This is a genomic window from Streptomyces sp. NPDC026301 (assembly GCF_055567935.1).
In genome coordinates, this window is sequence record NZ_JBVHPN010000009.1 from 135,322 (window position 1) to 160,912 (window position 25,591).

Here is a 25,591-nt window from a genome sequence, read left to right on the forward strand (position 1 = left end):
CGTCCGTACACGGCAGCAGTCCCCCTACGGTCTGGTAGGACCCTCCATAAGGCGGTCGGTACACCAGGTGAAACAGCCATTCCCCCGCGCCGCGTCCGTGGGGCACGATGGGCCCATGTCTGGTACGAACCACCACCCGTCGCCGCACCCCGATCACCCCGGTGAGCAGGGGACGGCGGATCCGATCCGGCTGCTGGGCATCCGGGACACGCCGCTGTCCGTGGACGAGGTGTTCACGGCCGTCGGGGACGCCGCGTCCGGCGGGACCGCCCTGTTCGTCGGCACCGTCCGCTCGCACGACGGCGGCTCGGACGTCGACGGGCTCGGCTACTCCGCACACCCGACGGCCGAGGCGGAGCTCCGCCGGGTCGCGGAGAAGGTGGCCGCGGAATTCCCCGTCCGGGCGCTGGCCGCGGTCCACCGAGTGGGGGATCTGCGCATCGGTGACCTCGCGGTCGTCGTGGCGGTGTCCTGCCCGCACCGGGGGGAAGCGTTCGAGGCGTGCAGACGGCTCATCGACGACCTCAAGCACGAGGTCCCGATCTGGAAGCACCAGACGTTTTCGGACGGGACAGAGGAGTGGGTGGGGGCCTAGCGCAGCCCTCTCGGGGCGCGCGACGTGGTCGGTTCGCTCCCATGGCGTAAAGAAAGCGTGTAGGACGCATTCATGGGGCGCACGGGAGCGGTGAGCTGCCCGTAAGTGGGTACGCGCCCTCTACGGGCGCCCCGCCGCAGACGCCCGGTGATCAGCCGGACAGCCGACATCGTCCTCCGGTTGCGTAACCCGCCCCCGGGCCTGAGCGTTGAGCTGTCGGATGGTTAATCTGCTTATTCGTCGTTGCGGTTGTGTACAAGGGGTCGGGAGGCCGCTATGGGTGCGCTTCTCTGGTTGGTGATTCCGGTTCTCGCCGCACTGGCCGCCGTCGTGTGGAGTACCTGGACCATGAGGTACCGCAAGGCCGGGGACGTCGCGGAGCTCGCCGGGTACGCCCGTTTCCGGGAGGCCATGGAGCGCGAGGACGTGCCGCCCGTGGAGGTCCGTTCCGACGCGGCCTGAGCCCCGTACGGACGGCCCCGCGGGCCGCTTGTCATACCCGTCCCGTACTGTCGTTCCATGCCACGCCGGACCGCGACGCTCCTCGCTTCGACCCTCATGCTGATCGCGCTGCTGTGCGCCGGGGTGCTGATTCCCGTGCCGTACGCGCAGATGACGCCGGGGCCCACGGTCAACACCCTCGGCGATCACGCGGGCGAGCCGGTGCTGCAGATCGACGGCCGCAAGACGTACCCGACGTCCGGTCATCTCAACATGACGACGGTCCGCGTCACCGGCCCGGACTACCGCATGAACCTCTTCGAGGCGGCGTACGGCTGGCTGGCGCACGACAGCGCCGTGGTGCCGCACAAGACGCTCTACCCGGACAACCAGACGGCCGAGCAGGCCGACCAGGAGAACGCCGAGGAGTTCAGCCAGTCCCAGGAGAGCGCCAAGGTGGCGGCCCTGGACGAGCTGCACATCCCGGTGAACTCACAGGTCGTGGTCGCCTCGGTCATGAAGGACACCCCGGCCGACGGCACGCTGCACGCCGGTGACGTCATCAAGGCGGTGGACGGTACGGCGGTGAAGCGGCCGGCGGACGTCGCCGGGCTGGTCACGAAGCGCAAGGCGGGCGAGAAGGTCAGCTTCACGCTGGTCCCGGCCAAGGAAGCGGCCGCGGCGGAGAAGAAGGGCGAGAAGCCCTCCGGCGGCCGCCAGGTCTCGCTGACGACCAAGAAGGCCACGGACGGCCGGGCCATCGTCGGCATCCAGGCCGGCCTCGATCACACGTTCCCGTTCGACATCGACATCAAGCTCGCCGATGTCGGCGGTCCGAGCGCGGGCCTGATGTTCGCCCTCGGGATCGTCGACAAGCTCACGCCCACCGACCTGACCGGCGGCAACTTCGTGGCGGGCACGGGCACGATCGACGACAAGGGCAGGGTCGGGCCGATCGGCGGCATCTCCATGAAGATCGTCGCGGCCCGCGACAAGGGCGCCGCGTACTTCCTCACCCCGAAGGACAACTGCGCCACCGCGGCCAAGGACACCCCGGACGGGCTCCGGCTCGTCAAGGTGAACACCATTCACGACGCGATGCAGGCGCTGACGAAGATCCGCAAGGGCGACACGGCGCACTTGCCCAGCTGCACGCCTGCCGCGCACTCCTGACGGCAGCTCGGGGCCGTACGGGCGCTCCTGCCGAGCGCCCCGAGCCCCCCGTAAGCGCCCCGAGCCCCCCGTAAGCGCCCCGAGCCCCCGTAAGCGCCCCGAGCCCCCCGCGAGCGCGCCCCTGAGCCGCCGAGCCCCCCGGGGCGCTGGACCGGCTACTCCTCGAACGTCGCCGTCAGGGCCTCCGCCAGGCCCGGTACGAGATCGGCTCCGGTGAGCACCTCGGCGGTGGAGTCCTTCTCGCGCAGCCGCAGCGCCGACTCGCGCCGGCCGTCGCGCAGCACCGCCACGGTCATCCGGACCTCCTGGCGTTCGGGGTGTTCGGCGACCCACTTGGCGAGCGCGTCCTCGTCCATGCCGGCCGGCACGGACTCCTCGGCGGACGGCGGCAGCATCAGCCGCTCCACGGTCATGGCGCAGCCGGCCACCGCGTCGGGCCAGGCGATGGTGCCGAGGAATTCGTCGAGCGGGACGGTCGGGGGGACCTCGTCCTGCTCCACGGGGGTCAGGGAGGCGTCGGCGTTCTCGTCGATGCCCAGCTGGGCGGCGAGCGCGGGCTCTTCGTCGCGCAGGCGCGCGGTGTCTACGAGGGCGAACAGTCGGGCGGGCTGGTCCCAGCCGATCCCGGCGGCGTACTCGTCGATTTCGAGCACGGCGCGGGTCAGTGGGTCGGCGGCGAGAGGGGTGCCGTCAACGGGGAGGTTGGTCATGTGGAATATCGTGCCCTGAACTTCCCGGAAAACGGGAACCGGGTAAAGCCTTAGTAAGTTGCAAGAGTGGGTCCTACTATCACCGGGCCCGCTTCATACGACAGCGAACTTCGAGGTGCGCACCTTGGCTTTCCAGATGCCGGACCGCGGCTCAGGCCCCGCCGGGCCACGGACGAGAGTGGGCCGCCCGTCCCGGCGGATGCGGACCGGGCTCCTGACCCTGGGCGTGCTGGCTGTGCTGGCCATGCTCTTCGTGATGTTCTCCGGGTTCTGGACCGACTGGCTGTGGTACCGCTCGGTGAAGTACTCCTCGGTCTTCACCACGACCCTGTGGACCAAGATCGGTCTGTTCTTCTTCTTCGGCGTGCTGATGGCGGCCGCCATCGGGGTCAACGTCTGGCTGGCCCACCGGCTCCGCCCGCCGCTCAGCGCCATGTCGCTGGAGCAGCAGAGCCTGGACCGCTACCGCATGAGCATCGCGCCCTACAAGAAGTGGGTGCTGGTCGCGGTCACCGCGCTGGTCGGCCTGATCGCCGGCGCGTCCGCCTCCAGCCAGTGGCGCACCTGGCTGCAGTGGGTCAACGGCGTGCCGTTCGGCCAGAAGGACCCGCAGTTCCACGAGGACATCTCCTTCTACTCCTTCGACCTGCCGTGGTTCCGCTTCCTGCTGAGCTTCGGCTTCGCCTGTGTGGTGCTGTGCCTGATCGCCGCGGCGCTCACGCACTACCTGTACGGCGGCCTGCGCGTCACGAGCCCCGGTTCCCGCGCCACCGCCGCGGCCACGGGCCACCTGTCGGTGCTGCTGGGCATCTTCGTGTCGCTCAAGGCGATGGCGTACTGGCTCGACCGGTACGGCCTCGCGGTGAAGTCCAGCGGCCTGAAGTCCGCCGAGGGCTGGACGGGCCTGCGGTACGTCGACGCGCACGCCTACCTGCCGGCGAAGACGATCCTGTTCTTCATCGCCGCCATCTGTGCCGTGCTCTTCTTCGCCACCCTGTGGCGGCGGACCTGGCAGCTGCCGGTCATCGGCTTCGGCCTGATGGTGCTCTCGGCGGTCCTCATCGGCGGGCTGTACCCGGCGATCGTGCAGAAGTTCCAGGTCCAGCCCAACGAGCAGGCCAAGGAAGCGCCGTTCATCAAGGAGAACATCAAGGCCACGCGGGACGCGTACGGCATCGACGGCTCCCACGTCACGGGCTACAAGGGCGACTACAAGCCCAAGGACAAGACGGACAACGAGCGGCTGCGGGACGCGGCGGACACCACGGCGAGCATGCGCCTGCTGGATCCGAACGTCGTCTCGCCCACCTTCCAGCAGCAGCAACAGGTCCGCGGGTACTACCAGTTCCCCGCCACGCTCGACGTCGACCGGTACAAGGACGGCGCCGGCAAGGAGCAGGACACCGTCATCGGCCTGCGCGAGCTGAACATCGCCGGCATCCCCGAGCGCAACTGGATCAACGACCACTTCAAGTACACCCACGGGTACGGCGCGGTCACCGCCAAGGGGACCGGCACGGTCAATGAGGGCGAGCCGGACTACACCGAGAAGAACCTCCCCGCCAAGGGCCACCTCCCCAAGCACGAGCAGCGCGTCTACTACGGCGAGAAGACCACGCAGTACTCCATCGTCGGCGGGCCGCAGCAGGAGCTGGACTACTCCGACGACAGCGGCGAGAAGAGCTACAGCTACAAGGGCAAGAGCGGGGTGAACCTCGCCAACCCGGTCAACCGCGCGGCGTACGCCGTGGCCTTCGGCGAGCCGCAGATCCTGTACTCGGGCGCCATCGGCGAGGGCTCGCGCGTCCTGTACAACCGCACGCCCAAGGAGCGCGTGGAGTCGGTCGCGCCGTGGCTCACCATCGACGGCGACGCGTATCCGGCGGTGGTCGACGGCCGCATCAAGTGGATCGTCGACGCGTACACCACGAGCAACGGCTATCCGTACTCCTCGCGGACCACGCTCGGGGACACCACGGCGGATTCGCTGACCGACGGCCAGCGCGCGGTGGTCGCCCAGCAGAACCAGGTCAACTACATCCGCAACTCCGTCAAGGCGACGGTCGACGCGTACGACGGCTCGGTCAAGCTCTACCAGTGGGACAAGAAGGACCCGGTCCTGAAGACCTGGATGAAGGCGTTCCCCGGCACGGTCGAGCCCAAGTCGAAGATCAGCAACCAGCTGATGGAGCACCTGCGGTACCCGCAGGACCTCTTCAAGGTGCAGCGCCAGCTGCTGACCACGTACCACGTCACCGACGCGAACACCTTCTACACCGGCAGCGAGCGCTGGCAGATCCCGAACGACCCGACGACCAAGTCGGCGACCGCGGTTCCGCCGTACTACCTCAGTATGAAGATGCCGGACCAGAAGAACCAGACGTTCTCGCTGACGACGACGTTCACGCCCAACAAGCGGGACAACCTCGGGGCGTTCATGGCGGTCGACGCCAACGCCAAGAGTCCGGACTACGGGAAGATCAGAATCCTCAAACTCCCGTCCGAGACCACGGTCCCCGGGCCACAGCAGGTGCAGTCGAAGTTCAACTCCGACGACACGGTCGCCAAGACGCTCAACATCCTCAAGAAGGGCGACTCGGAGATCGAGTACGGCAATCTGCTCACCGTCCCCCTGGACGGCGGCCTGCTGTACGTCGAGCCGGTCTATCTGCGCGGCGCGGGCACCAACTACCCGCTGCTGAAGAAGGTGCTCGTCAGCTACGGCAACAAGGCCGCCTTCGAGAACAGCCTCGGTGAGGCGCTGGACGTGGTGTTCGGGAAGAAGGCACCGAACGTCGGCGACGGCGACGAGGAGACCACGCCGCCGGACACGGGCAGTACGACACCGCCCTCGGACCAGACGGTGCAGGGCGCCCTGGACGACGCCCAGCAGGCGTACGAGGACGGCGAGAAGGCCCGCGAGTCGGGCGACTGGGCCGGCTACGGCGAGGCGCAGAAGAAGCTGAAGGCCGCGCTGGACCGGGCCGCCGCCGCGGAGAAGAAGGCGGGGGAGAAGGCCGGTTCGTCGGACAAGGGCGGTGCGGACAAGGGGGACAAGCAGGGCGGCTGACCGCGGATTATGGCTCCACCTCCGCGCCGTGGTACCTTAAATACACAACGGCGCGGGGTGGAGCAGCTCGGTAGCTCGCTGGGCTCATAACCCAGAGGTCGCAGGTTCAAATCCTGTCCCCGCTACTGAAAAGATGAAGGCCCGGATTCGCAAGGATCCGGGCCTTCGTCATGCGTGTCGTCAGGTATGTGCGCGTTAAACCACCCGCATTGGGGAGACTGGTGTCCTGAGCGTTTGGCATGTCGTCGTGTCGGGAAGTCGACAAAACGCTGAAGTGACCTCACTGGCTGCGGTATACCAGGTGTACCCGGGCTTCGGGTGGTGCGACGATGGCCCTTATGGGGGACAAGGCAAGGTTGTTGGAGACAGGACCATTTGTGCATGCGCCCGACGACGGGCGCGAATCCGAGCTGCCGCCGCCCGCGAGGGACGCGGCCGATATGGCCGAAACGGCCGACGCCACGGAGTCGCCCGAGGCGACCGAGGCCATGGACGAGGTGGGCCACCGGCAGGCCGCCGCCGCGGGCGACCCCGGGGCGGCGAGCATGCTCGGCGCGATGCTGCTGCGCCGCGGTGATCTGGACGGCGCCGAACCGTGCCTGCGCGCCGCCACCGTCGCGGGCGACCGGGCCGCCGCCAACAACCTCGGAGTCCTGCTGCACCAGCGCGGGTACGCCGACGAGGCGGCCGGCTGGTGGCGCATCGCCGCCGTCGCCGGCTCCGCCGCCGCGGCGCACGCGCTCGGCCGGCACTACCGCGAGCGCGGCGACGAGCCCGCCGCCGAGTACTGGCTGCGCCAGGCCGCCGAGTCCGGTCACTGCCTGGGCGCCTACGCCCTCGCCGACCTGCTCGACCACCGCGGTGAGGAGGGCGCCGAGCAGTGGTTCGTGGCCGCCGCCGAGCGCGGCCACCGCGAAGCGGCGTACCGCCTCGCGCGCATTCTGGACGAGCGCGAGGCCGACGGCACCGCGTACGGCGAGCACGCCGAGCCGCGCGCTGCGGCCGAGCAGTGGTACCGCCAGGCCGCGGCCCGCGGGCACCGCAGGGCGGCGCTGCACCTCGGCACGCTCCTGGAGGAGCGCGGCGAGCTCAAGGAGGCCGGGCGCTGGTACCTCATCGCGGCCAAGGACGGCGAGCCGCGCGCCGCGTGCGCGCTCGGCTTCCTCCTGAAGGACGCGGGCGACGAGGAGAGCGCGGCGGAGTGGTGGCGCCGGGCGGCGCAGGACGGCGACGGCAACGCCGCCAACGCCCTGGGCGCACTGCACGCCGACCGCGGCGAGCTGCAGACCGCCGAGCGCTGGTACCGCGCGGCGCTGGAGGCCGGCGACGTCAACGGCGCGTACAACATCGGCCTGCTCTGCGCCCAGCAGGGCCGCGACGGCCGCAGCGAGCAGTGGTACCGCCGGGCCGCCTACGCGGGCCACCGGGAGGCGGCCAACGCGCTCGCCGTACTGCTGCTGCAGCGCGGTGACGCGTCCGGCGCCGAGCCGTGGTTCTCCAAGGCGGCCGAGGCCGGCAGCGTGGACGCCGCGTTCAACCTCGGCATCCTGCACGCGGGCCGGGGCGCCGAGCGCACCTCCCGCAAGTGGTACGAGCAGGCCGCCGAGGCCGGGCACACGGAGGCCGCGCTCCAGGCGGCCCTGTCCCTGCTGCGGGACGGCGAGTGGCAGGACGCCGAGCGCCATCTGCGCGGGGCGGCGGAGGCGGGCAGCGCCGAGGCGGCCTATCGGCTCGCCGCGCTGCTGGACCGCGAGGCCAGCGGCCCGGAGGAGTCCGGCGGCGAGAGCGAGCAGTGGTACGAGCGCGCCGCCGGGCAGGGGCACCGCGGCGCCCAGGTCCGGATGGGCATGCTCGCCGCCTCCCGGGGCGACGCGACCGCGGCCGCCGACTGGTACCGCGCGGCGGCCGAGGCCGGCAGTCGCAACGCCGCGTTCAACCTCGGGCTGCTGCTGGCCCGCGAGGGCAGCCTCCCGGAGGCCGCCCTGTGGTGGACACGGGCGGCCGAGGCGGGGCACGGGCGCGCGGCGCTGCGTCTCGCCCTGCTGGCGGCCCGCCGGGGCGCGCTCGCGGAGAGTGAGCGGTGGTGCACGCGGGCCGTGGAGCTGGGCCCGCCGGAGGTCACCCAGCGTGCCGCCCGGCTGCGGGACGCGCTCAAGGAGGAGCTGAGCGCATGAGATCCGGCCGGTCCTCCGGGGCCGGCCGGACGCCGGGTGCGCGGGGCCGCGGGCACGGATTTGCGCTGGTCGTCGGCTTGGGGTTAGAGTTGTGAACACAACGGCGCGGGGTGGAGCAGCTCGGTAGCTCGCTGGGCTCATAACCCAGAGGTCGCAGGTTCAAATCCTGTCCCCGCTACTGAAAAACGAAGGCCCGGATCCGCAAGGATCCGGGCCTTCGTCATGTGTGCGTGCCGTTCACGGCCGGTGGCCGACCGCCTCGGCGTAGAAGGAGCGGTCCACGAGCCTGTTCTCCGGGATCGGCGGGCCCTTGGTGACCCCCGCGTCCCGGTAGGCGCGCTGCAGGCGGTCGGCGGTGCCCTTCCGGATCTCCCAGTCCATCCGCAGCGACGGCACCGCCGTGAGCACGTCGGCGTCCACCTTCAGCAGCCCCGCCAGCTCCGCGGCGAACGCCCGGTCGGCCTTGTAGTCGCCGCGGAAGTACGTGTTGACCGTACGGATGTACGCGCGCAGGAAGGCGACGCCGGCGTCCGGGTCCCGCTGTAGGAGGTTCGGGCCGTACAGGGCGCCGCCGAGCGGTTCGCCCTGCGGCTGGCCGCCGAGGAACGCGTACTTCTTGTCGCCGTCGACCGTGCGCCAGACCGGGTCCAGCAGCCAGGCGGCGTCCACGCCGCCCCCGGTCAGCGCGGTCAGCACGTCCGAGGAGCCGAGCTGCTGGAAGGTGACGGAGTCCATGCGGGCGCCGTGCCGGGCGAAGGAACGGTCCATCGGGTACATGATCACCGAGCCTTTGCCGATCATGGTCCCGAGGCTCGCGCCCTTCAGGGACACCGACCGCGCCGTCCCTCCCTCGGGGAGCCGGGCCCACAGGCCGCTCTTGGAGCGCGGGTCGGGGGAGAAGTTCCCGGCCACCCAGCGGATGTCGAAGCCGCCGGCGATGCCATTGAGGACGGCGGCCTCCGGCGCCGCCCACAGCACGTCCAGGTCGCCCTTGGCCAGCAGCGGCAGCGCCTCGGGCGTGGGCAGCACCTTGAGGTGGACGTCCAGGCCCTCCTTCGCGAACTCGCCCTTGGCGAGCGCCAGCCGGACGGGCGCGACGTACTCGGCGTTCAGGGTGCCGGTGGCGATCGTGAGCGAACGCTTCTTCTTCAGCGGCCGGGCGGCCGGCGCTCCCTTGTCGCAGCGGGCAGGGCGGCGGTCCTTCGCGAGGTCGGCGGGGTCGGTCCAGGCGTGCGCGCCGCAGCCGGCGACGGGCGTGATCGTACGGGGCTTCGCGGGCCTGCCGCCGGCCTCCTGGGCGGCGCATCCGGTGAGCAGGGCCAGGGCGGCGGCGAGCGCGATGAGAGGACGGCGCATGGGGCCTCCGGGTACCGAGTAGGGGAGGGGCGGGCCGGGTCAGCCTCGGGAGCGGCCGCGGTCGCGCGGTGCCCAGGGGGTGAGGAACCGGCCGGCCAGGCGCACCAGTTCGGAGAAGAGCACGCCCAGGACGGCGACGCAGACGATCCCGACGAACATCACGTCGTTCTGGAACAGCGCCCGTGAGTCGAAGATCAGGTGGCCGAGCCCGTCGGCGGCGGCGATCTGTTCCGACGCGACGATCACCAGGACCGCCACCCCCGCCGCGATCCGGGCCCCGACCAGCACGGCGGGCAGGGAGGCGGGCAGCAGGACATGCCGGAACATCTGCCAGGGGCTCGCGCCGAAGACCCGGCCCGCGTCGCGGTGCCCGGCCGGCACGGCCAGTACCGCCGCCATGGTGGAGATCCACACGAAGAAGAAGACGGTGGCCGCGACCAGCGCGACCTGCGGCCCTTCGCCGAGTCCGAACATGTTCAGGAAGACCGGCAGCAGGGCCAGCTTCGGTACGACGTACAGGGCGTCCAGCAGCGGCTCCAGGGCGGCGCGCACCAGGGCGAGGGAGCCCATGAGGAGGCCCAGCGCGTAGCCCGCCACGGCGCCGACGGCATAGCCCGCGAGGACCCGTCGCAGGGTGGCCCACACGTCCGGCCACAGGGCACCGGCCAGCGCCCGGTCCCAGCCGTCGGCCAGGATGGTGCCGGGCGCCGGATAGATACGGGCGTCGATCCAGCCCTGTACGGCGGCGAGCTGCCACAGCAGCACCAGGGCGGCCGGGACGGCGAGGGCGAGCGCCGCTTCAAGGGTGCGGCGGCGCCTGTACGTGCGCTGCGGACGCAGCTCCTGAGGGCCGGGGCGGCGCACGAGGACGGTCTCGCGCGGTACGGAGCGGTCGGTGAGCGTCATGCGGGCACCGCCTCCGTGCCGGTACCGGGGCGCGGATCCGTGCCCGTACCGGAGCGCGTGCCCGTACCGGAGTACGCGCCCGTACCGGAGCGGGCGTCGACCTCGCCGCGCAGCAGCTCCCACAGCTCGGCCTTGAGCGCGGTGAACTCCGGAGCGCTGCGCACCGCTCCGCTACGGGGGCGGCCGAACGGTGGGCGGCGCTCGGCGATGACGCGGCCGGGACGGGCGGACATCACCAGAACCCGGTCGCCGAGGACGAGCGCCTCTTCGAGGCTGTGCGTGATGAAGAGCGTGGTGGTACGGGTGTGCTGGGTGAGGTCCAGCAGCTCGTCCTGCAGGATCGTGCGCAGCTGGGCGTCCAGGGCGGCGAACGGCTCGTCCATGAGCAGCAGCTCGGGCTCCACGGCGAGGGCGCGGGCGATGGCCACGCGCTGGCGCATGCCGCCGGAGAGCGCCGCCGGGTAGGCGTCGGCGAACTCCGCGAGGCCCATGCGGGCCAGCCAGGAGCGGGCGCGGGCATCGGCCTCCTTGCGGGGCACGCGCTGCACGTCCAGGCCGAAGCGGACGTTGGCCAGTACGGACTTCCAGTCGTAGATGCCGTAGTCCTGGAAGATCATCGCGGCCGGGCGCGCACTCGTGGCGTGGATCTCCAGCTCGCCCGTGCCGGGCCGGAGCAGTCCGGCGGCGATCCGCAGCAGCGTGGACTTGCCGCAGCCCGAGGGGCCGACCAGGCAGACGAACTCGCCCGCGGCGATGTCGAGGTCGAGCGGGCCGAGCGCGGTCAGCGCCTTGCGGCCGCGGCCGAAGGAGCGGCCGAGCGCACGGGCGCGCAGGGCCGGAGCGGCGGGCGGGGCTGGGGAGGGGGACGGGGGCGGCGGGTGCGGCGGGTGCGGCTCTCCCACGGTGTGCTCCTCGCGGAGTGCGGACCGGCTGCCGCGGCGGTCCCGGGCAGCCGTGGGGCGTGGCGCGAGGCACGATATGACGGCCCGTCAGAAACTGGAAGAGGCGTGCGCCGCGCACCGCCGTGTGCCGCGCGCCGATGCGCGTCGTCCGCGGATGCGCCCGGCATACCGAAAAGCCCGCCGCGAAAGGCGGCGGGCTGCAATGATCGGCGGAGCGGAGAGGAGGTGCCGTGGCGGCGTACGGGTCAGGCGCGAGCGCAGTTCGGGCATGTGCCGCGATAGGTGACCGAGACCTCCGAGACCTCGAAGCCGAATCGTTCCGGCTCGGGCAGGGCGCTGATCGGGTCGCTCGCGATGTGGACGTCACGGATCGTGCCGCACTGCGAGCAGACCAGGTGGTGATGGTCGTGGTGGGCGTTGGGGTCGTACCGCTTCGCCCGGCCGTCCGTGCTGACCTCCAGCACCTCGCCGAGCAGCACGAGCTCGCCGAGCGTGTTGTAGACGGTGGCGCGGGAGATCTCCGGCAGCAGCTCGGTCGCCCGCGCGTGCACCTCGTCGGCGGTGTAGTGGACGTGGTCCCCGTCCAGGACCTCGGCGACGACGCGACGCTGTGCGGTCAGCCGCCAGCCGCGTCCCCGGAGTCGTTCGAGCAGGTCACTCATGCCAATCACCCATCAGTCAGATATGAGCCAGGGTACCAGTGGTGGTCCATGACCGGATCGGGTACGGATTTCTCATCCTTCTTGACTTAGACATTGTCCAATGTAAGATCGGTTGCGGCGCAAGCCAAGGGCAGGTATTTACACAGGAGGCGCACGTGTCGGTAGAAAGCAGCACCGGACCGCTGACCACGGAGACCGGTGCTCCGGTCGCGGACAACCAGAACAGCGAGACGGCCGGCATCGGCGGCCCCGGCCTGATTCAGGACCAGCAGCTGATCGAGAAGCTCGCGCACTTCAACCGTGAGCGCATCCCGGAGCGGATCGTGCACGCCCGCGGCGCCGGTGCGTACGGCACGTTCACCGTGACCGCGGACGTGACGAAGTACACCCGCGCGAAGTTCCTCTCCCAGGTCGGCAAGCAGACCGAGACGTTCCTCCGCTTCTCGACCGTCGCGGGCAACCTCGGCGCGGCGGACGCGGTGCGTGACCCCCGCGGCTTCGCGCTGAAGTTCTACACCGAAGAGGGCAACTACGACCTCGTCGGCAACAACACCCCGGTGTTCTTCATCAAGGACGCCATCAAGTTCCCGGACTTCATCCACACCCAGAAGCGCGACCCGTACACCGGCTCGCAGGAGGCGGACAACGTCTGGGACTTCTGGGGTCTGAGCCCGGAGTCCACCCACCAGGTGACCTGGCTCTTCGGTGACCGCGGCATCCCCGCGTCCTACCGCCACATGGACGGCTTCGGCTCGCACACGTTCCAGTGGAACAACGAGGCCGGCGAGGTCTTCTGGGTCAAGTACCACTTCAAGACCGACCAGGGCATCAAGTGCCTCACCCAGGACGAGGCCAACAAGCTCGCCGGTGAGGACCCCGACAGCCACCAGCGGGACCTGCGTGAGTCGATCGAGCGCGGCGACTTCCCGAGCTGGACCGTCGGCGTGCAGATCATGCCTGCCTCGGAGGCGGCGAACTACCGCTTCAACCCGTTCGACCTGACCAAGGTCTGGCCGAAGGCGGACTACCCGGTCATCGAGATCGGCAAGCTGGAGCTGAACCGCAACCCGCAGAACATCTTCGCCGAGGTCGAGCAGTCGATCTTCTCCCCGCACCACTTCGTGCCGGGCATCGGCCCTTCGCCGGACAAGATGCTGCAGGGCCGCCTCTTCGCGTACGGCGACGCCCACCGCTACCGCGTCGGCATCAACGCCGACCACCTGCCGGTGAACCGCCCGCACGCCGCCGAGGCGCGCACCCACGGCCGGGACGGCGCGCTGTACGACGGCCGCCACGCGGGCCAGAAGAACTACGAGCCGAACAGCTTCGGCGGTCCGGTCGAGACCGGCCGTCCGCTGTGGGAGCCGCTGCCGGTCAGCGGTGACTCCGGCAAGACCGCGGCGCCCTCGCACGCCGAGGACGACGACTTCGTGCAGGCGGGCAACCTCTACCGCCTGATGTCGGAGGACGAGAAGGAGCGCCTGGTCAGCAACCTCGCGGGGTTCATCTCGAAGGTCTCGCGCGACGACATCGCGCAGCGCGCCATCGAGAACTTCCGCAAGGCGGACGCGGACTACGGCAAGCGACTGGAGGCCGCGGTCCAGGCCCTGCGCGGCTGACCCGTCACCACTGCGCGGACCGCGTCTTCCGGGGCCCCTTCACCCCGGACAGAGGAGGCCGGCTGCCCTCGGGCGGCCGGCCTCCTCGGCTTTTCCGACGCGCGCCGGCCCGCGCCCGCCCGCGCCGGCCCATGCCGGGCCGCCGTGGGCCAGGCCGCGCCGGCCCGCGTCAGGCCGCAGGGGTCCGCGTCAGGCCAGTATCGCCGTCGCCCGTTCCCGGGCGGTCGAGCGGCAGCGCATGATGTCGCGTACGGACACCACGCCCACCGGCTCCCGGTCGTCCAGGACGATCAAGTGGCGGAAGCCGCCGTGCACCATCGCGGTGGCGGCCTCGTCCAGGGTCCACTCCGGAGCGGCGAAGACCACGTCCGTGGTGGTGTGGGTCCCTGCGGCTTCGTAGTCGGGGTTCTCCCCGGCGCCGAGGGAATTGAGGATGTCGCGCTCGGTGAGAATGCCGAGTCCACCGGCGTCGGCGTCCAGGACGACGGCCGCGCCGACGCGCCGTGCCGCCATCAAGTGTGCTGCCTGCCGGAGAGTGTGTGCGGGCCCGATGGTGAGGACCACCGTGCTCATGGCGTCGCGGACGTACATGGGCATGGAGTGGAGCCACCTCCTTGGTGAGACCCCGCAAAGGACATTCCGGCGCCGGAAGCGCCTGGAGAAAGTTTTCACAAATGCACAAGCGGGGGGATTCTCATGTTCACATGCTCCACGGCGGGCGACAAGGGGCGCGTGAGGACCGGTCTGCCGGTCACGCGCCCCAAAGCGCCGTTTGAAGATCTGCGGGAGTGGCCGCGAGAGGGCGGTCAGTCCCGCAGGTAGGTCAGCAGGTCCTCGTGCAGCAGCCCGTTGGAGGCCGCCGCGTTGCCGCTGTGCGGGCCCGGGGCCCCGTCCAGGCCCGTGAAGCGCCCGCCGGCCTCCTGCACGACCACGGCGCAGGCCGCCATGTCCCAGAGCGACAGCTCCGGCTCGGCGCAGATGTCCACGGAACCTTCGGCCACCATCATGTAGGGCCAGAAGTCGCCGTACGCGCGGGTCCGCCACACCTCCCGCGAGAGGTCCAGGAAGCCGCCCAGCGTGCCGCGCTCCTCCCAGCCGGTGAGCGAGGAGTAGGCGAACGACGCGTCCTGGATGCGCCCGACGCTCGACACCTGGAGACGCTGGGCTGAGGTCAGGCTGCGGCCGGTGTAGGCGCCCAGCCCCTCGGCGGCCCACCAGCGGCGGTGCAGCGCGGGCGCGGAGACCACGCCGACGACCGGACGGTCGCCGCCCTCGCCGCGCTCCATCAGGGCGATCAGGGTGGCCCACACGGGCACCCCGCGCACGTAGTTCTTCGTGCCGTCGATCGGGTCGATGATCCAGCGACGCGGCCCGGACCCCTCGGAGCCGAACTCCTCGCCGAGCACCGCGTCGCGCGGCCGGGCACGTGCGAGGTGGCCGCGGATGAGCTCTTCGGCCGCCTTGTCCGCCTCGCTCACGGGCGTCATGTCCGGTTTCGTCTCGACCTTCAGGTCGAGCGCCTTGAACCGTTCCATGGTCGCGGCGTCCGCGGCGTCCGCGAGGACGTGGGCGAGACGGAGATCATCGTGGTAGTCGGCCATGTGCGAACACTATCTTTCCCGGTACCTGAGCACGGAAAATCCCGCACTCGTCGCGGAACGTGGCGACTTCCGGAAACCCCCTCCGCACCCGTCGGCAGACCTTTGGTCCGGACCCTTGACACCATCTGGTGGGGCGTCAATTCTGTGCGCACACCGGCCATATGGGCGCGACGGCCTGGGAGGCAACGATGCCCGCAGCGCGTGATTCCTTACTGGACGCCGCCTACGCGGCGCTCGAAGTACGGCCCTGGGCAGGCGTCCGGATGGTCGATGTCGCCGCCGCGGCGGGAGTCTCCCGGCAGACCCTCTACAACGAGTTCGGCAGCAAACAGGGGCTCGCCCGCGCCCTGGTGCGCCGCGAGACCGAGGGGTATCTGGCGGGCGTGGAGCGCATCCTGTCCCGGCCCGCGGCGGGCGAGCCGCCCGCCGGCCCCGGACCGGCCGCCGACGCGACGGGCCGGGCGCCGGCGCTGCCCGAAGAAGCCCAGGCCAGGCTGGCCGCGGCGGCCGACTGGACGCTGCGTACCGCCCGCGCCAACCCCCTCGTACGGGCCGTGCTGACCGGCTGCTGGAACGAGCGGCTGCCCTCGCCCGCCGACCAGTCGCTCCCGCTGCCCGTGCCCGGACCCCGCACGGGCTTCCCCGTGGTGCCGCCGCCCGTCGAGGCGCCGCTGCCCGGGCCGAGCGAGCTGGTCGGCCGGTTCAGCGACCGGGCGGTGGCGGCGCTGGAGGCGGACTGGCCCAAGGAGGAGCTGACCGAGCTGGGGACTGCCTGCACAACGGCGGTCCGGCTCACCCTGTCCTGCGTGGTCGCGCCCGCCGATCCCGAGGAGGTCGGGCGGCTGGTCCGCAGCGCGTTCGCGGGCCTGCCGCGCCACCCGGCCGCGCGCTGACCGGTACGTACTGACCGGGAGTACGGGTCAGTGCGCCGAGCCCGAGAACTGCAGCCCGATCGCGCCGGCGATGACCAGCGTGATCGAGATGATCTTCAAGGTCGACACCACGTCGCCGAGGAAGACCATGCCGTACACCGCCGTGCCGGCAGCGCCGAGCCCGGTCCACACCGCGTACGCCGGACCCACGTCCAGCTTCTTCAGGGAGAGGGTCAGCAGGCCGAAGCTGCCGAGCGCGAAGGCGCAGAAGGCGATCGTGGGCCACAGCCGCGTGAAGCCGTGCGAGAGCTTCAGACACACCGCGAAGCCCGTCTCCAGAAGTCCCGCCACCACGACGAGCAGCCACGCCATCAGTTTGCCTCCGTCGGTTCGGTGACCGCTTCGCCCTGTCCTGATGTGATTATGCAGTTACCAAGGGCTCGCGGCAGCCACCTTTTCGCATCGGCCGCCCCGCTCCCGCGGTCCGTCAGTCGCCCTCGCGCCGCTCCCGGGTGGCCAGCAGCCGGCGCAGCGAGTAGAGCCGGGCCGGGTCGGCGTGTCCGTCGGCCACCCACTGATCCAGCGCACAGTCCGGCTCGTCGTGGCTGCAGGCGCGCGGGCACTCCGCGGTGCCCGGTACCAGGTCGGGGAAGGCGTTGATGACCCGCGAGGGGTCGATGTGGTGCAGCCCGAAGGACCGCACGCCGGGCGTGTCGATCACCCAGCCCCGGTCGTCCGGCAGCGGCAGCGCCAGCGCCGAGGTGGTCGTGTGCCGGCCGCGCCCGGTGACCGCGTTGACGTGTCCGGTGGCCCGCTTCCGCGCCGGTACCAGGGAGTTGACCAGCGTGGTCTTGCCCACCCCCGAGTGGCCGACGAAGGCCGTGATCCGGTCGGTCAGCCGCTCGCGCACCCGGTCGGCCGCGGCGCCGTCGGTCAGCTCGTCGCGGTTGGTGACGACGTACGGGACGCCCAGCGCGCCGTAGGACTCCAGCAGCGTGTCCGGTGACGCCAGGTCGGACTTGGTGAGTACGAGCAGCGGTGCCAGCCCCGCGTCGTACGCAGCGACCAGGCAGCGGTCGATCAGCCGGGGCCGCGGCTCGGGGTCGGCGAGCGCGGTGACGATCGCCAGCTGGTCGGCGTTGGCGACCACCACCCGCTCGAACGGATCGTCGTCATCGGCCGTGCGCCGCAGCACGGACGTGCGCGGCTGGACCCGCACGATGCGGGCGAGGGTGTCCTTGGCGCCGGTGAGGTCGCCGACGACCATGACCCGGTCGCCGACCACCACGCTCTTGCGGCCCAGCTCACGCGCCTTCATCGCGGTGACCGCGCGGTCCTCGATCAGGACCGTGATGCGGCCGCGGTCGACCGTGAGGACCAGGCCCTCACTGGCGTCCTCGTGCTTGGGGCGGATGCTCGTACGGGGACGGTTGCCCTTGGGGTTGGGACGTACCCGGATGTCGTCCTCGTCGGGGTGCTTGCCGTAGCGGCGCATGGCGGCGGACTCTCAAGCTCTCCGGGCGGGGACCGCCGGGCTGAGCATGTCCGTCCACATCTCCGGGAAGTCGGGCAGGGTCTTCGCCGTGGTCGCGACGTTCTCCACCTCGACGCCCTTGACGGCCAGGCCGAGCAGCGCGCCGGCGGTGGCCATGCGGTGGTCGTCGTACGTGTGGAAGACGCCGCCGTGCAGCGGGCGCGGCCGGATGTGCAGGCCGTCGGCGGTCTCGGTGACGTCGCCGCCGAGGCCGTTGATCTCCTTGGTGAGCGCCGCGAGCCGGTCGGTCTCGTGCAGCCGCAGGTGGGCGACGCCGCGCAGCACGGACTCGGAGTCCGCGAGGGCCGCGACCGCCGCGATGCCCGGGGTCAGCTCGCCGACCTCGCTCAGGTCGATGTCGATGCCGTGGACGCGACCGCTGCCCTTGAAAGTCAGCCCCTGCTCGGTCAGCTCGCAGGAACCGCCCATTTCGGTGAAGATCTCGCGCAGCGCGTCGCCCGGCTGAGTGGTGTGCTCGGGCCAGTCCGGGATGGTGACCCGGCCGCCGGTGATCAGCGCGGCGGCCAGGAACGGCTGCGCGTTGGACAGGTCCGGCTCGACGATCAGGTCGCGGCCCAGCAGGGCGCCCGGGGTGACCCGCCAGACGTTCGGCTCGCCGCCGGACTCGGGCGTGTCCACCTGCGCGCCGGCGATCCGCAGCATGTCCACGGTCATCCGGATGTGCGGCATGGACGGCAGCGTGTCGCCCACGTGCCGTACCTCCACGCCCTGGTTGAAGCGCGGCGCGGACAGCAGCAGGGCGCTGACGAACTGCGAGGAGGAGGACGCGTCGATCTCGACCCGGCCGCCGTCCAGACCGCCGGTGCCGTGCACCGTCATCGGGAGGGCGCCGCGGTTGTCGTCGTCGATGCGGGCGCCGAGGGCGCGCAGTCCCTCGATGACGCCGCCCAGCGGACGCTCGTACGAACGGGGGTCGCCGTCGAACCGGACCGGGCCGTCGGCCAGCGCCGCGACCGGCGGCAGGAAGCGCATGACCGTACCGGCGTTGCCGACGTCGACGGTGGTGGGGCCGTGCAGGCCCGCGGGGATCACGCGCCATGCCTCGCCGGTGCCGTCGGGCTCGCCGGCGGGGGAGGAGTTGGAGGAGATGGTCTCCTCGATGCCCACGCCCATGGTGCGCAGCGCCTGGGCCATCAGGAGGGTGTCGCGGGAGCGCAGCGGGCGGCGCAGCCAGCCGGGCTCGGAGGAGAGCGCGGCCAGGACCAGGCCACGGTTGGTGACCGACTTGGAACCGGGCACGGTGACGGTCGCGTCGACCGCCCCGGGAGCGGTGGGGGCCGGCCAGAGGGCGGAGTGTGCGGGGCTCTCGGTCATGTAGCTCACTTTAATGGCTCACCAGAGGTGCGGATCTTGATCAAATGGGGTGCAACCTGTACGAAACATGGCACTGGTAAAGCGGCGCCGCGTATGTCTCACCTGCGGCAGCCACCGGCTCACAGCTGCAGCAGCCACCGGCCGCCGCCGATCAGCGAGCAGAGCGCCACCACGTGGAAGAGGCCGAGCCAGACCGCGGCCGGCACGTTCGTCAGGCGGGCGAGCTGATCCGGGTCGGAGTCCACGCGGCCTCCGGAGCGTCTGCGCTTCCCCTGGATCTCGAACGGCGGCCGCACCCCGCCCAGCAGCAGGAACCACACCACCGCGTACGCGAACGCCGCCTGCACCTCCGCGGTGGTCAGCCAGGAGACCAGGAAGAACGCGGCGCCGGCGAGCACCACCGTGAGGACGCCGTACGCGTTCCGCGTCATCACCAGCATCGCCAGCAGCAGGGCCGTCGCGCCCCACAGCAGGGCCGTGATGTGGCCGGCGGCGAGCAGCGCGGCACCGGCCAGGCCGAGCAGCGAGGGGGCCGTGTAGCCGGCCGCTGCGGTCAGGATCATGCCGAGGCCGTGCGGCTTGCCACGGCTGACGGTCAGCCCGGAGGTGTCCGAGTGCAGCCGGATGCCGTCCAGCTTCCGGCCGCTCAGCAGGGCCACGAGGCCGTGCCCGCCCTCGTGCGCGATCGTGATGGCGTTACGGGATATCCGCCAGGCGCTGTAGGGGAGCACCACCGCCAGTGCGACCACGGCCGTGGCCAGGACCAGCCAGAACGACGGATCGGGCTGTGTGGCGAAAACCCGGTCCCATACGTCGGTGATGTGGTCGGTGTCCATCTCTCCCCTTGCTGTGCCATGGCACTGTGGCATACATGTGCGGACGGTATGCGGCGAGCAGGCGGCCCGAGGATCTGGTGGGGATCTTCGAGGTCGAGAAGTGGGAGCCCGAGGAAACCCTGGCACCCGACTGGAATGTCGCCCCCACCAAGAACGTCTACGCGGTGCTCGAACGCCCCGTCAAAGACGCCGAGGAGCGGCGACCGGTTCGCCAGCTGCGGCCTTTGAAGTGGGGCCTGGTGCCGTCGTGGGCGAAATCACCCGACGTCGGCGTGAAGATGATCAACGCCAGGGCGGAGACGGTCCACGAGAAGCCGTCCTTCAGGCGGCCCTTCGCGGCCCGCCGCTGCCTGCTCCCCGGCGACGGCTATTTCGAGTGGGTGACGGGTTCCGGGGAGCGGCAGCTGGAGGAGCAGGGGCGCAAGAAGCGCGCCCGCAAGCAGCCGTACTTCGTCACGCCGGCCGACGGCGCCGTGATGGCGATGGCCGGGCTGTACGAGTTCTGGCGCGACCCGACGCTGCCGCCGGACCACCCGCAGGCGTGGTGGGCGACCTGCACGGTGGTCACCACGGCCGCCGAGACCACGCCGCTGGCCGGCGCGTCCGGTGCCGCGGGCCCGCGGTCGCTCGCCGACATCCACCCCCGGATGCCGCTGGTCCTGCCGCCGGACCGCTGGGACGCCTGGCTGGACCCGGCCACCACGGACATCGAGGAGCTGCGCGAGCTGCTCGCGCCGCCGCCCGCCGGGATGATGCGCGCCTACCCCGTCTCCACGGAGGTCAGCAACGTCCGCAACAACAGCCCCGAACTGGTGAAGGAGCTGGCGGCGCCCGAGGAGGAAACGCTCTTCTGACCGTGCCGTGCGGGCGCCGCCGCCGGGGCAGGATGGCCCCATGAGTGAGAGCGAGACGGTCGGCACACCGGCGGGCGAGGCCCGGATCACCTGGCACCACGCCCAGGACGCACGCACGGTGCTCGCCGTGAGCCACGGCGCGGGCGGCGGCATCGAGGCGCGGGACCTGGCGGCGCTAGCCGCGGCGCTGCCGGAGCGCGGCGTCACGGTCGCGCTCGTCGAGCAGCCCTGGCGGGTGGCGGGCAAGAAGCTGGCGCCCGCGCCGAAGACCCTGGACGCGGCCTGGACGGCGCTGTGGCCCGCGCTGCGGAAGCCCGGGCTGCCGGTCGTCGCGGGCGGGCGCAGTGCCGGGGCGCGGGTGGCCTGCCGTACGGCGCACGAACTCGGCGCGCACGCCGTCCTCGCCCTGAGCTTCCCGCTGCACCCGCCGGGCAAGCCCGAGAAGTCCCGTGCCGACGAGCTCACCGGCGCCGGCGTGCCCACCCTGGTCGTCCAGGGCGGCCGCGACCCCTTCGGGCGCCCCGAGGAGTTCCCCGAGGGCACCGAGATCGTCGAGGTGCCGCACGCCGATCACGGCTTCGCCGTGCCCAAGAAGGCCCCCATCGGCCAGGACGAGGCCCTCATGCTGATCGTGGAGGCGGCCGCCGAGTGGCTCGTCGGGCTGCCCGACTGACCGGCGCGGCCTTCCGGAGGGACACGGGAATGCACGGCGCCCCCGCCCTGTTGTCGGTGGCGTAGGCAGGTACGCACGAGGAATGGGAGTCCACCGCATGGGGATCGCATGCCCGGCCCGACCGCAGGGCTCCAGCTGGACTGTGCCGGAGCCGGCGCAGCTCCACGCGGGACACCACGTCACGGCTGGAGCGGCGGTGGTACGGGATCGTCGTCTATTCTCCGATTCGAGCGGATCCGCATCCGGATCCGGCACGGTGTTGGAGGAGGTGGGTCCGGTCACCGGTACCGACGCAGGGACCGACGGCACGGCACAAGGACGTAACGAGGGCCGAGCGGAGGCTGCCCGTACGGAGACGAAGGGCGAGTCGGAGACCGAGCGCAATGCGCGTTTCGAGCGCGACGCACTCACTTTCCTGGACCAGATGTACTCCGCCGCGCTGCGCATGACGCGCAATCCCGCGGACGCCGAGGACCTGGTACAGGAGACGTATGCCAAGGCGTACGCGTCCTTCCACCAGTTCCGTGAGGGCACCAACCTCAAGGCGTGGCTGTACCGCATCCTGACCAACACCTTCATCAACTCCTACCGCAAGAAGCAGCGGGAGCCGCAGCGCAGCGCGGCCGAGGAGATCGAGGACTGGCAGCTGGCGCGCGCCGAGTCGCACATGTCGACCGGACTGCGCTCCGCCGAGTCGCAGGCGCTGGACCACCTGCCGGACTCCGACGTGAAGGAAGCCCTGCAGGCGATTCCCGAGGAATTCCGCATAGCGGTGTACCTCGCGGACGTGGAGGGGTTTGCCTACAAGGAGATCGCCGACATCATGGGAACTCCCATCGGCACGGTGATGTCCCGCCTGCACCGTGGCCGCCGACAGCTGCGCGGCATGCTCGAGGACTACGCCCGGGACCGCGGGCTGGTCCCGGCCGGAGCGGGCGCTGCGACGACGGAGTCGCACGATCGGAAAGGCTCCACATCATGAGCTGCGGAGACCCGCACGAGACGGACTGCTCCCAGGTCCTTGACCACCTGTACGAGTATCTCGACCGCGAGATGCCGGACGGGGAGTGCACGAAGTTCGAGGAGCACTTCGACGAGTGCTCGCCCTGCCTGGAGAAGTACGGCCTCGAACAGGCGGTCAAGAAGCTCGTCAAGCGCTGCTGCGGCCACGACGACGTCCCCACCGACCTGCGCTCGAAGGTCATGGGACGGATCGAGCTGATCCGGTCCGGCGAGGCCGTGCCCGAGAAGAGCGTGCTGGAACAGGCGCAGGAATCGGCGGCCGCCGAGGGACCCGGGCACCAGGCCGGACCGACCGAAACCGATGCACGCACCGAGGCGGCGCGCGCCGAATAACGCGCCGGGTCACTCCATCGGGTGAGGGCGGGCGGACGAGCCCCACCCAATCCCCGGATGCGCCCGCACGCGCCGCCCACGCCTTCTAAGCTCACCGGACCTGAAGCGACACGCTCGGTGCGGGGAGGAGGGCGCCATGCGGCAGCTGCCCGTGGGCGCGTACGCGTACATCGGATGTGCTGTCCTGGCGGCGGCCGGCTGTGCCGCCCCCGCCGCCCTGCCCGCCGCGGGCACGCCTTGGCCCACCGTGGCCCTGCTCGCCGTGCTCTACGCCGCCTGCGAGCGGATGCGCAACTGCCCGCTGACCGGTGGCCGCACCTCGGCCGGCGGCGCGCCGGGGCACGGCGACGGCATGCCGCCCCGGTGGGGCTGCCCCGTGCTGCTCGCCGGGGTCTTCCTGCTGCCGCCCGCCGCTGCCGCCCTGGTGGTCCTCCCCGGCGCGCTCCTCTCCGGTACCGCGGAGCGCTCCGCCGCCGCCCGCCGCGTCTGGCACGCCGCCGAACTGGCCCTGGCCGCCTGGGCCGCGGCGCAGGTCTTCGGCGCGGGCGGCAGCCGCGCCGTCCTCACCCCCGAATTCCCCTACGCGCTGCTGCCCGCCGCGGCCGCCACGACGGCCTTCTGCGCCGTCCTGGCGGTCCTGGACGGCGGCGTCCTCGTCGCCGCCGAGCGGCACTCGCCGCGCACCGCCTGGCGCGGCCTGCTGCTCCGCTCGCTCGCCCCGCACCTGGTGCACGGCCTGGCCGGGCTGATGATGGCCGTCCTCTGGCGCAGCTCCTACGGGCCCGCCGCCGCGCTCCTGGTCCTGCTGCCCATGTACATCTCCTGCTGGGTCTTCGCGCAGTACCACCGCGAGCGCGCGGCGCACCAGGCCACCATCCGCGCCCTCGTGCAGGCCGTCGACCTCAAGGACCGCTACACCCGCGGCCACAGCGAACGCGTCGGCCGCGCCTCGGTGATGATCGCCCGCGAGCTGGGCATGGCCGAGGACCGCCTCGAAGTACTGCGCTTCGCCGGCATCCTGCACGACGTCGGCAAGCTCGGCGTGCCCACCCGACTGCTCCAGAAGGACGGCCCGCTCACCTCCGAAGAGCGCCGCGTCATCGAACTGCACCCGGAGTACGGCCACGAGATCGTCCGCGGCATCGGATTCCTCGGCGAGGCCAGGGCCGCGATCCTGCACCACCACGAACGCATGGACGGCAAGGGCTACCCGTACGGCCTCCGGGGGCGCGAGATCCCCGAATTCGCCCGGGTGGTCGCGGTCGCCGACGCCTTCGACGCGATGACCTCCACCCGCTCCTACCGCCGCGCCCGCCCGGTCGCCGCCGCCGTCGCCGAGCTGCGCCGCAGCGCGGGCGCCCAGCTCGACCCGCGCATGGTCCGCGCCCTGGTCGCCGCGCTCGCCCGGCACGGCTGGCAGCCCGAGGTCGTCACCGCCGGCGCCGACGGGCCCGCCCTGCCGCCGCCCCGGCGCGCGGGCGTCCCGCTCCGCAGGCGCTCGGCCCCGGCGGCCGTACCCGCGCCCGGTACCGCCGCCGCGGCGCCGCACCCCCGCGCCGCCAAGGGCGAGCGGTGAGCGGCGCCGCGCCGCGGACCGCAGCGGCGGGCCACGCCGACCCGCCCGCCGTCCCGCACCGCACCGGCGCCCCCCGTGCCGTCGCCCTCGTCCACACCGCGGCCGGCGCCCTCGCCTGCCTCGCGCTGGGCCACACCCTCTGGCACGGCCTCGCCGACCCCGGTATCGCCCTCGCCTTCGGCGCCCTGATAGCGGTCGGTGAGCTGGCCCGCTGGGGCGCGGGGCCGCCCGCGCGCGGCGGCGCGGGCGCGCTGCCCGGCGACCGCGAGAGCGCCCCGCTCGGCGTCGCCGGAGCCCTGGCCTACGCCCTGCTCGGTGAGGTCGGCGGGCGGCCCACCTCGCACGGCGTCCTGCAGACCGTCGCCGTCGTCGTCGCGGCAGGGCTCATCGGCCTCGTCCCCCATGTGGCGCTCGGCCGGGGCCCGGCCCTGGACCACATCGCCCGCCGCGTCCTCACCGTCGGCTTCGCCGCGACCTGCTTCCAGCCCCTGTACACCACCGGCCGGCTGGCCGCCTGGATCGGCGACGGCACGTACTACACCTGCTACCTCCTCGGCATCCTCGTGCTCACCGCCCTGTGCGACGCCGTGCTCGCCGCGGCCCTGGCCAGGGCCCGTACCGGCTGGCCGTACGGCCCCCTGCTCCGCGACGAGCTGCGCGCCCTCCTCGGCATCGGCTCCGCGATCTGCGCGACGGGCCTGGTCATCGCCCTGGCCACCGCCGTCGCCGGCCTGTGGGCGCTGCCCGTCTTCTGCCTGCCGCTTCTCCTCACCCAGTTCTCCTTCCGCCGCTACGCCGCCGTCCGCGCCACGTACCGGCAGACCATCGCCTCCCTCGCCCGCGCCACCGAGATCGCCGGCTACACCCCGCAGGGCCACGCCCGCCGGGTCGCCGTCCTCAGCCGCGCCGTCGGCCGGGAACTGGGCCTCGGCGAGGCCGACTTGAGCGTCCTGGAGTACGCGGCGCTGATGCACGACATCGGGCAGCTGTCCCTGGTGGACCCGGTGACCGGCGGCGCCACCGCCGGCCTGCCGTCCGCCGAGCAGCGCAGGATCGCCCTGCTCGGCGGGGCCGTCGTCCGCCAGACCGGGGTGCCCGCCGAGGTGGCGGTGATCGTCGAGCGGCAGGCCGATCCCTTCCGGGAGCAGCCGCTGCCCGCCCGTATCGTGCGCACCGTGAACGCCTACGACGACCTCGCGGGCGGGGACGGCGGCCCCGGGGGCACGCTGCGTGCCCTGGAACGGCTCCGCCTGTCGACCGCACAGGACTTCGAACCCCGTGTGGTGGAGGCCCTCGCCCGAGTGCTCTCCCGGCCCCTCGGGCCCGCCTGACCGGCCCTTCCCGCC

At 71.9% G+C, this 25,591-nt stretch carries 24 protein-coding genes and 2 tRNA genes; 15 read left to right on the forward strand and 11 right to left on the reverse strand.

Annotated elements, in window-relative coordinates; translation table 11 throughout:
- Nucleotides 1–115: 115 nt before the first annotated feature.
- The 3 genes from ACZ4MH_RS17745 to ACZ4MH_RS17755 all read left to right on the forward strand — a co-directional run bounded on the left by ACZ4MH_RS17745 (nucleotide 116) and on the right by ACZ4MH_RS17755 (nucleotide 2,209).
- Nucleotides 116–595 (forward strand): molybdenum cofactor biosynthesis protein MoaE, encoded by a 480-nt coding sequence (locus tag ACZ4MH_RS17745; RefSeq protein ID WP_351594864.1) that lies wholly within the window; start codon nucleotides 116–118, stop codon nucleotides 593–595.
- A 276-nt stretch (nucleotides 596–871) separates the two neighbouring features.
- A complete protein-coding gene (locus tag ACZ4MH_RS17750; RefSeq protein ID WP_351594861.1) occupies nucleotides 872–1,057 on the forward strand; it encodes a hypothetical protein in 186 nt (61 codons plus the stop codon).
- Nucleotides 1,058–1,114: 57 nt separating this feature from the next.
- Nucleotides 1,115–2,209, forward strand: coding sequence for a YlbL family protein (locus ACZ4MH_RS17755; protein WP_351594858.1), 1,095 nt, complete (start codon nucleotides 1,115–1,117; stop codon nucleotides 2,207–2,209).
- A 155-nt stretch (nucleotides 2,210–2,364) separates the two neighbouring features.
- Here ACZ4MH_RS17755 and ACZ4MH_RS17760 read toward each other — a convergent pair whose 3' ends face one another.
- The gene (locus ACZ4MH_RS17760) at nucleotides 2,365–2,919 is read right to left on the reverse strand and encodes a PPA1309 family protein (RefSeq protein ID WP_351594855.1); all 555 of its coding nucleotides are present in this window, start codon (nucleotides 2,917–2,919) and stop codon (nucleotides 2,365–2,367) included.
- Nucleotides 2,920–3,055: 136 nt separating this feature from the next.
- Between ACZ4MH_RS17760 and ACZ4MH_RS17765 the strand changes: the two genes are divergently transcribed.
- From ACZ4MH_RS17765 to ACZ4MH_RS17780, 4 genes are all read left to right on the forward strand, one after another.
- Nucleotides 3,056–5,989, forward strand: a complete 2,934-nt coding sequence (locus ACZ4MH_RS17765) for a UPF0182 family membrane protein (protein ID WP_351594933.1) — start codon at nucleotides 3,056–3,058, stop codon at nucleotides 5,987–5,989.
- Nucleotides 5,990–6,040: 51 nt separating this feature from the next.
- Nucleotides 6,041–6,114: transfer RNA gene (locus tag ACZ4MH_RS17770), tRNA-Met, on the forward strand.
- 204 nt (nucleotides 6,115–6,318) lie between these two features.
- Nucleotides 6,319–8,163 (forward strand): tetratricopeptide repeat protein, encoded by a 1,845-nt coding sequence (locus tag ACZ4MH_RS17775; RefSeq protein ID WP_467754558.1) that lies wholly within the window; start codon nucleotides 6,319–6,321, stop codon nucleotides 8,161–8,163.
- A gap of 104 nt (nucleotides 8,164–8,267) precedes the next feature.
- A tRNA-Met gene (locus tag ACZ4MH_RS17780) sits at nucleotides 8,268–8,341 on the forward strand.
- A 59-nt stretch (nucleotides 8,342–8,400) separates the two neighbouring features.
- Here the strand turns inward: ACZ4MH_RS17780 and ACZ4MH_RS17785 are convergent.
- The 4 genes from ACZ4MH_RS17785 to ACZ4MH_RS17800 form a co-directional block, all read right to left on the reverse strand.
- Nucleotides 8,401–9,519, reverse strand: a complete 1,119-nt coding sequence (locus ACZ4MH_RS17785) for an ABC transporter substrate-binding protein (RefSeq protein WP_351599726.1) — start codon at nucleotides 9,517–9,519, stop codon at nucleotides 8,401–8,403.
- A gap of 39 nt (nucleotides 9,520–9,558) precedes the next feature.
- Nucleotides 9,559–10,425, reverse strand: coding sequence for an ABC transporter permease (locus ACZ4MH_RS17790; protein ID WP_351599725.1), 867 nt, complete (start codon nucleotides 10,423–10,425; stop codon nucleotides 9,559–9,561).
- Entirely contained in the window at nucleotides 10,422–11,258 is an 837-nt protein-coding gene (locus ACZ4MH_RS17795; protein WP_351599730.1) for an ABC transporter ATP-binding protein, read from the reverse strand. Before ACZ4MH_RS17795 ends, ACZ4MH_RS17790 begins: the two co-directional genes overlap by 4 nt.
- Nucleotides 11,259–11,572: 314 nt before the next feature.
- Nucleotides 11,573–11,989: a Fur family transcriptional regulator gene (locus tag ACZ4MH_RS17800; RefSeq protein ID WP_351599724.1), complete on the reverse strand. Its 417-nt coding sequence runs from the start codon at nucleotides 11,987–11,989 to the stop codon at nucleotides 11,573–11,575.
- A 155-nt stretch (nucleotides 11,990–12,144) separates the two neighbouring features.
- Here ACZ4MH_RS17800 and ACZ4MH_RS17805 point away from each other — a divergent pair, with 155 nt between their 5' ends.
- Nucleotides 12,145–13,608: a catalase gene (locus ACZ4MH_RS17805; RefSeq protein WP_351599723.1), complete on the forward strand. Its 1,464-nt coding sequence runs from the start codon at nucleotides 12,145–12,147 to the stop codon at nucleotides 13,606–13,608.
- Nucleotides 13,609–13,797: 189 nt separating this feature from the next.
- Here ACZ4MH_RS17805 and ACZ4MH_RS17810 read toward each other — a convergent pair whose 3' ends face one another.
- Entirely contained in the window at nucleotides 13,798–14,199 is a 402-nt protein-coding gene (locus tag ACZ4MH_RS17810; RefSeq protein ID WP_351599729.1) for a CBS domain-containing protein, read from the reverse strand.
- 215 nt (nucleotides 14,200–14,414) lie between these two features.
- Nucleotides 14,415–15,209, reverse strand: coding sequence for a histidinol-phosphatase (gene hisN / locus ACZ4MH_RS17815; protein WP_351599722.1), 795 nt, complete (start codon nucleotides 15,207–15,209; stop codon nucleotides 14,415–14,417).
- Nucleotides 15,210–15,397: 188 nt separating this feature from the next.
- Here hisN and ACZ4MH_RS17820 point away from each other — a divergent pair, with 188 nt between their 5' ends.
- Nucleotides 15,398–16,102, forward strand: a complete 705-nt coding sequence (locus tag ACZ4MH_RS17820; protein WP_351599721.1) for a TetR/AcrR family transcriptional regulator — start codon at nucleotides 15,398–15,400, stop codon at nucleotides 16,100–16,102.
- A 27-nt stretch (nucleotides 16,103–16,129) separates the two neighbouring features.
- On the opposite strand, the gene ACZ4MH_RS17825 is transcribed toward ACZ4MH_RS17820, so the two are convergent.
- From ACZ4MH_RS17825 to ACZ4MH_RS17840, 4 genes are all read right to left on the reverse strand, one after another.
- Nucleotides 16,130–16,453 (reverse strand): DMT family transporter, encoded by a 324-nt coding sequence (locus ACZ4MH_RS17825; RefSeq protein WP_351599720.1) that lies wholly within the window; start codon nucleotides 16,451–16,453, stop codon nucleotides 16,130–16,132.
- A gap of 115 nt (nucleotides 16,454–16,568) precedes the next feature.
- A complete protein-coding gene (gene rsgA / locus ACZ4MH_RS17830) occupies nucleotides 16,569–17,576 on the reverse strand; it encodes a ribosome small subunit-dependent GTPase A (protein ID WP_351599719.1) in 1,008 nt (335 codons plus the stop codon).
- A gap of 12 nt (nucleotides 17,577–17,588) precedes the next feature.
- Nucleotides 17,589–18,950, reverse strand: coding sequence for a 3-phosphoshikimate 1-carboxyvinyltransferase (aroA, locus tag ACZ4MH_RS17835; RefSeq protein WP_351599718.1), 1,362 nt, complete (start codon nucleotides 18,948–18,950; stop codon nucleotides 17,589–17,591).
- A 119-nt stretch (nucleotides 18,951–19,069) separates the two neighbouring features.
- Nucleotides 19,070–19,786, reverse strand: a complete 717-nt coding sequence (locus ACZ4MH_RS17840) for a M50 family metallopeptidase (protein WP_351599717.1) — start codon at nucleotides 19,784–19,786, stop codon at nucleotides 19,070–19,072.
- Between the two features lie 35 nt (nucleotides 19,787–19,821).
- Between ACZ4MH_RS17840 and ACZ4MH_RS17845 the strand changes: the two genes are divergently transcribed.
- From ACZ4MH_RS17845 to ACZ4MH_RS17870, 6 genes are all read left to right on the forward strand, one after another.
- Nucleotides 19,822–20,640, forward strand: a complete 819-nt coding sequence (locus ACZ4MH_RS17845) for an SOS response-associated peptidase (protein WP_351599716.1) — start codon at nucleotides 19,822–19,824, stop codon at nucleotides 20,638–20,640.
- Nucleotides 20,641–20,680: 40 nt separating this feature from the next.
- On the forward strand, nucleotides 20,681–21,313 hold the full coding sequence (locus tag ACZ4MH_RS17850; protein ID WP_351599715.1) for an alpha/beta hydrolase family protein: 633 nt from the start codon (nucleotides 20,681–20,683) through the stop codon (nucleotides 21,311–21,313).
- A gap of 268 nt (nucleotides 21,314–21,581) precedes the next feature.
- Nucleotides 21,582–22,295: a sigma-70 family RNA polymerase sigma factor gene (locus ACZ4MH_RS17855; RefSeq protein ID WP_351599728.1), complete on the forward strand. Its 714-nt coding sequence runs from the start codon at nucleotides 21,582–21,584 to the stop codon at nucleotides 22,293–22,295.
- Nucleotides 22,292–22,669, forward strand: coding sequence for a mycothiol system anti-sigma-R factor (gene rsrA / locus ACZ4MH_RS17860; RefSeq protein WP_351599714.1), 378 nt, complete (start codon nucleotides 22,292–22,294; stop codon nucleotides 22,667–22,669). The genes ACZ4MH_RS17855 and rsrA overlap by 4 nt, the downstream gene beginning before the upstream one ends.
- Before the next feature lie 136 nt (nucleotides 22,670–22,805).
- On the forward strand, nucleotides 22,806–24,245 hold the full coding sequence (locus ACZ4MH_RS17865) for an HD-GYP domain-containing protein (protein WP_467754559.1): 1,440 nt from the start codon (nucleotides 22,806–22,808) through the stop codon (nucleotides 24,243–24,245).
- Entirely contained in the window at nucleotides 24,242–25,576 is a 1,335-nt protein-coding gene (locus ACZ4MH_RS17870; protein ID WP_467754560.1) for an HD-GYP domain-containing protein, read from the forward strand. Before ACZ4MH_RS17865 ends, ACZ4MH_RS17870 begins: the two co-directional genes overlap by 4 nt.
- Nucleotides 25,577–25,591: the final 15 nt, after the last annotated feature.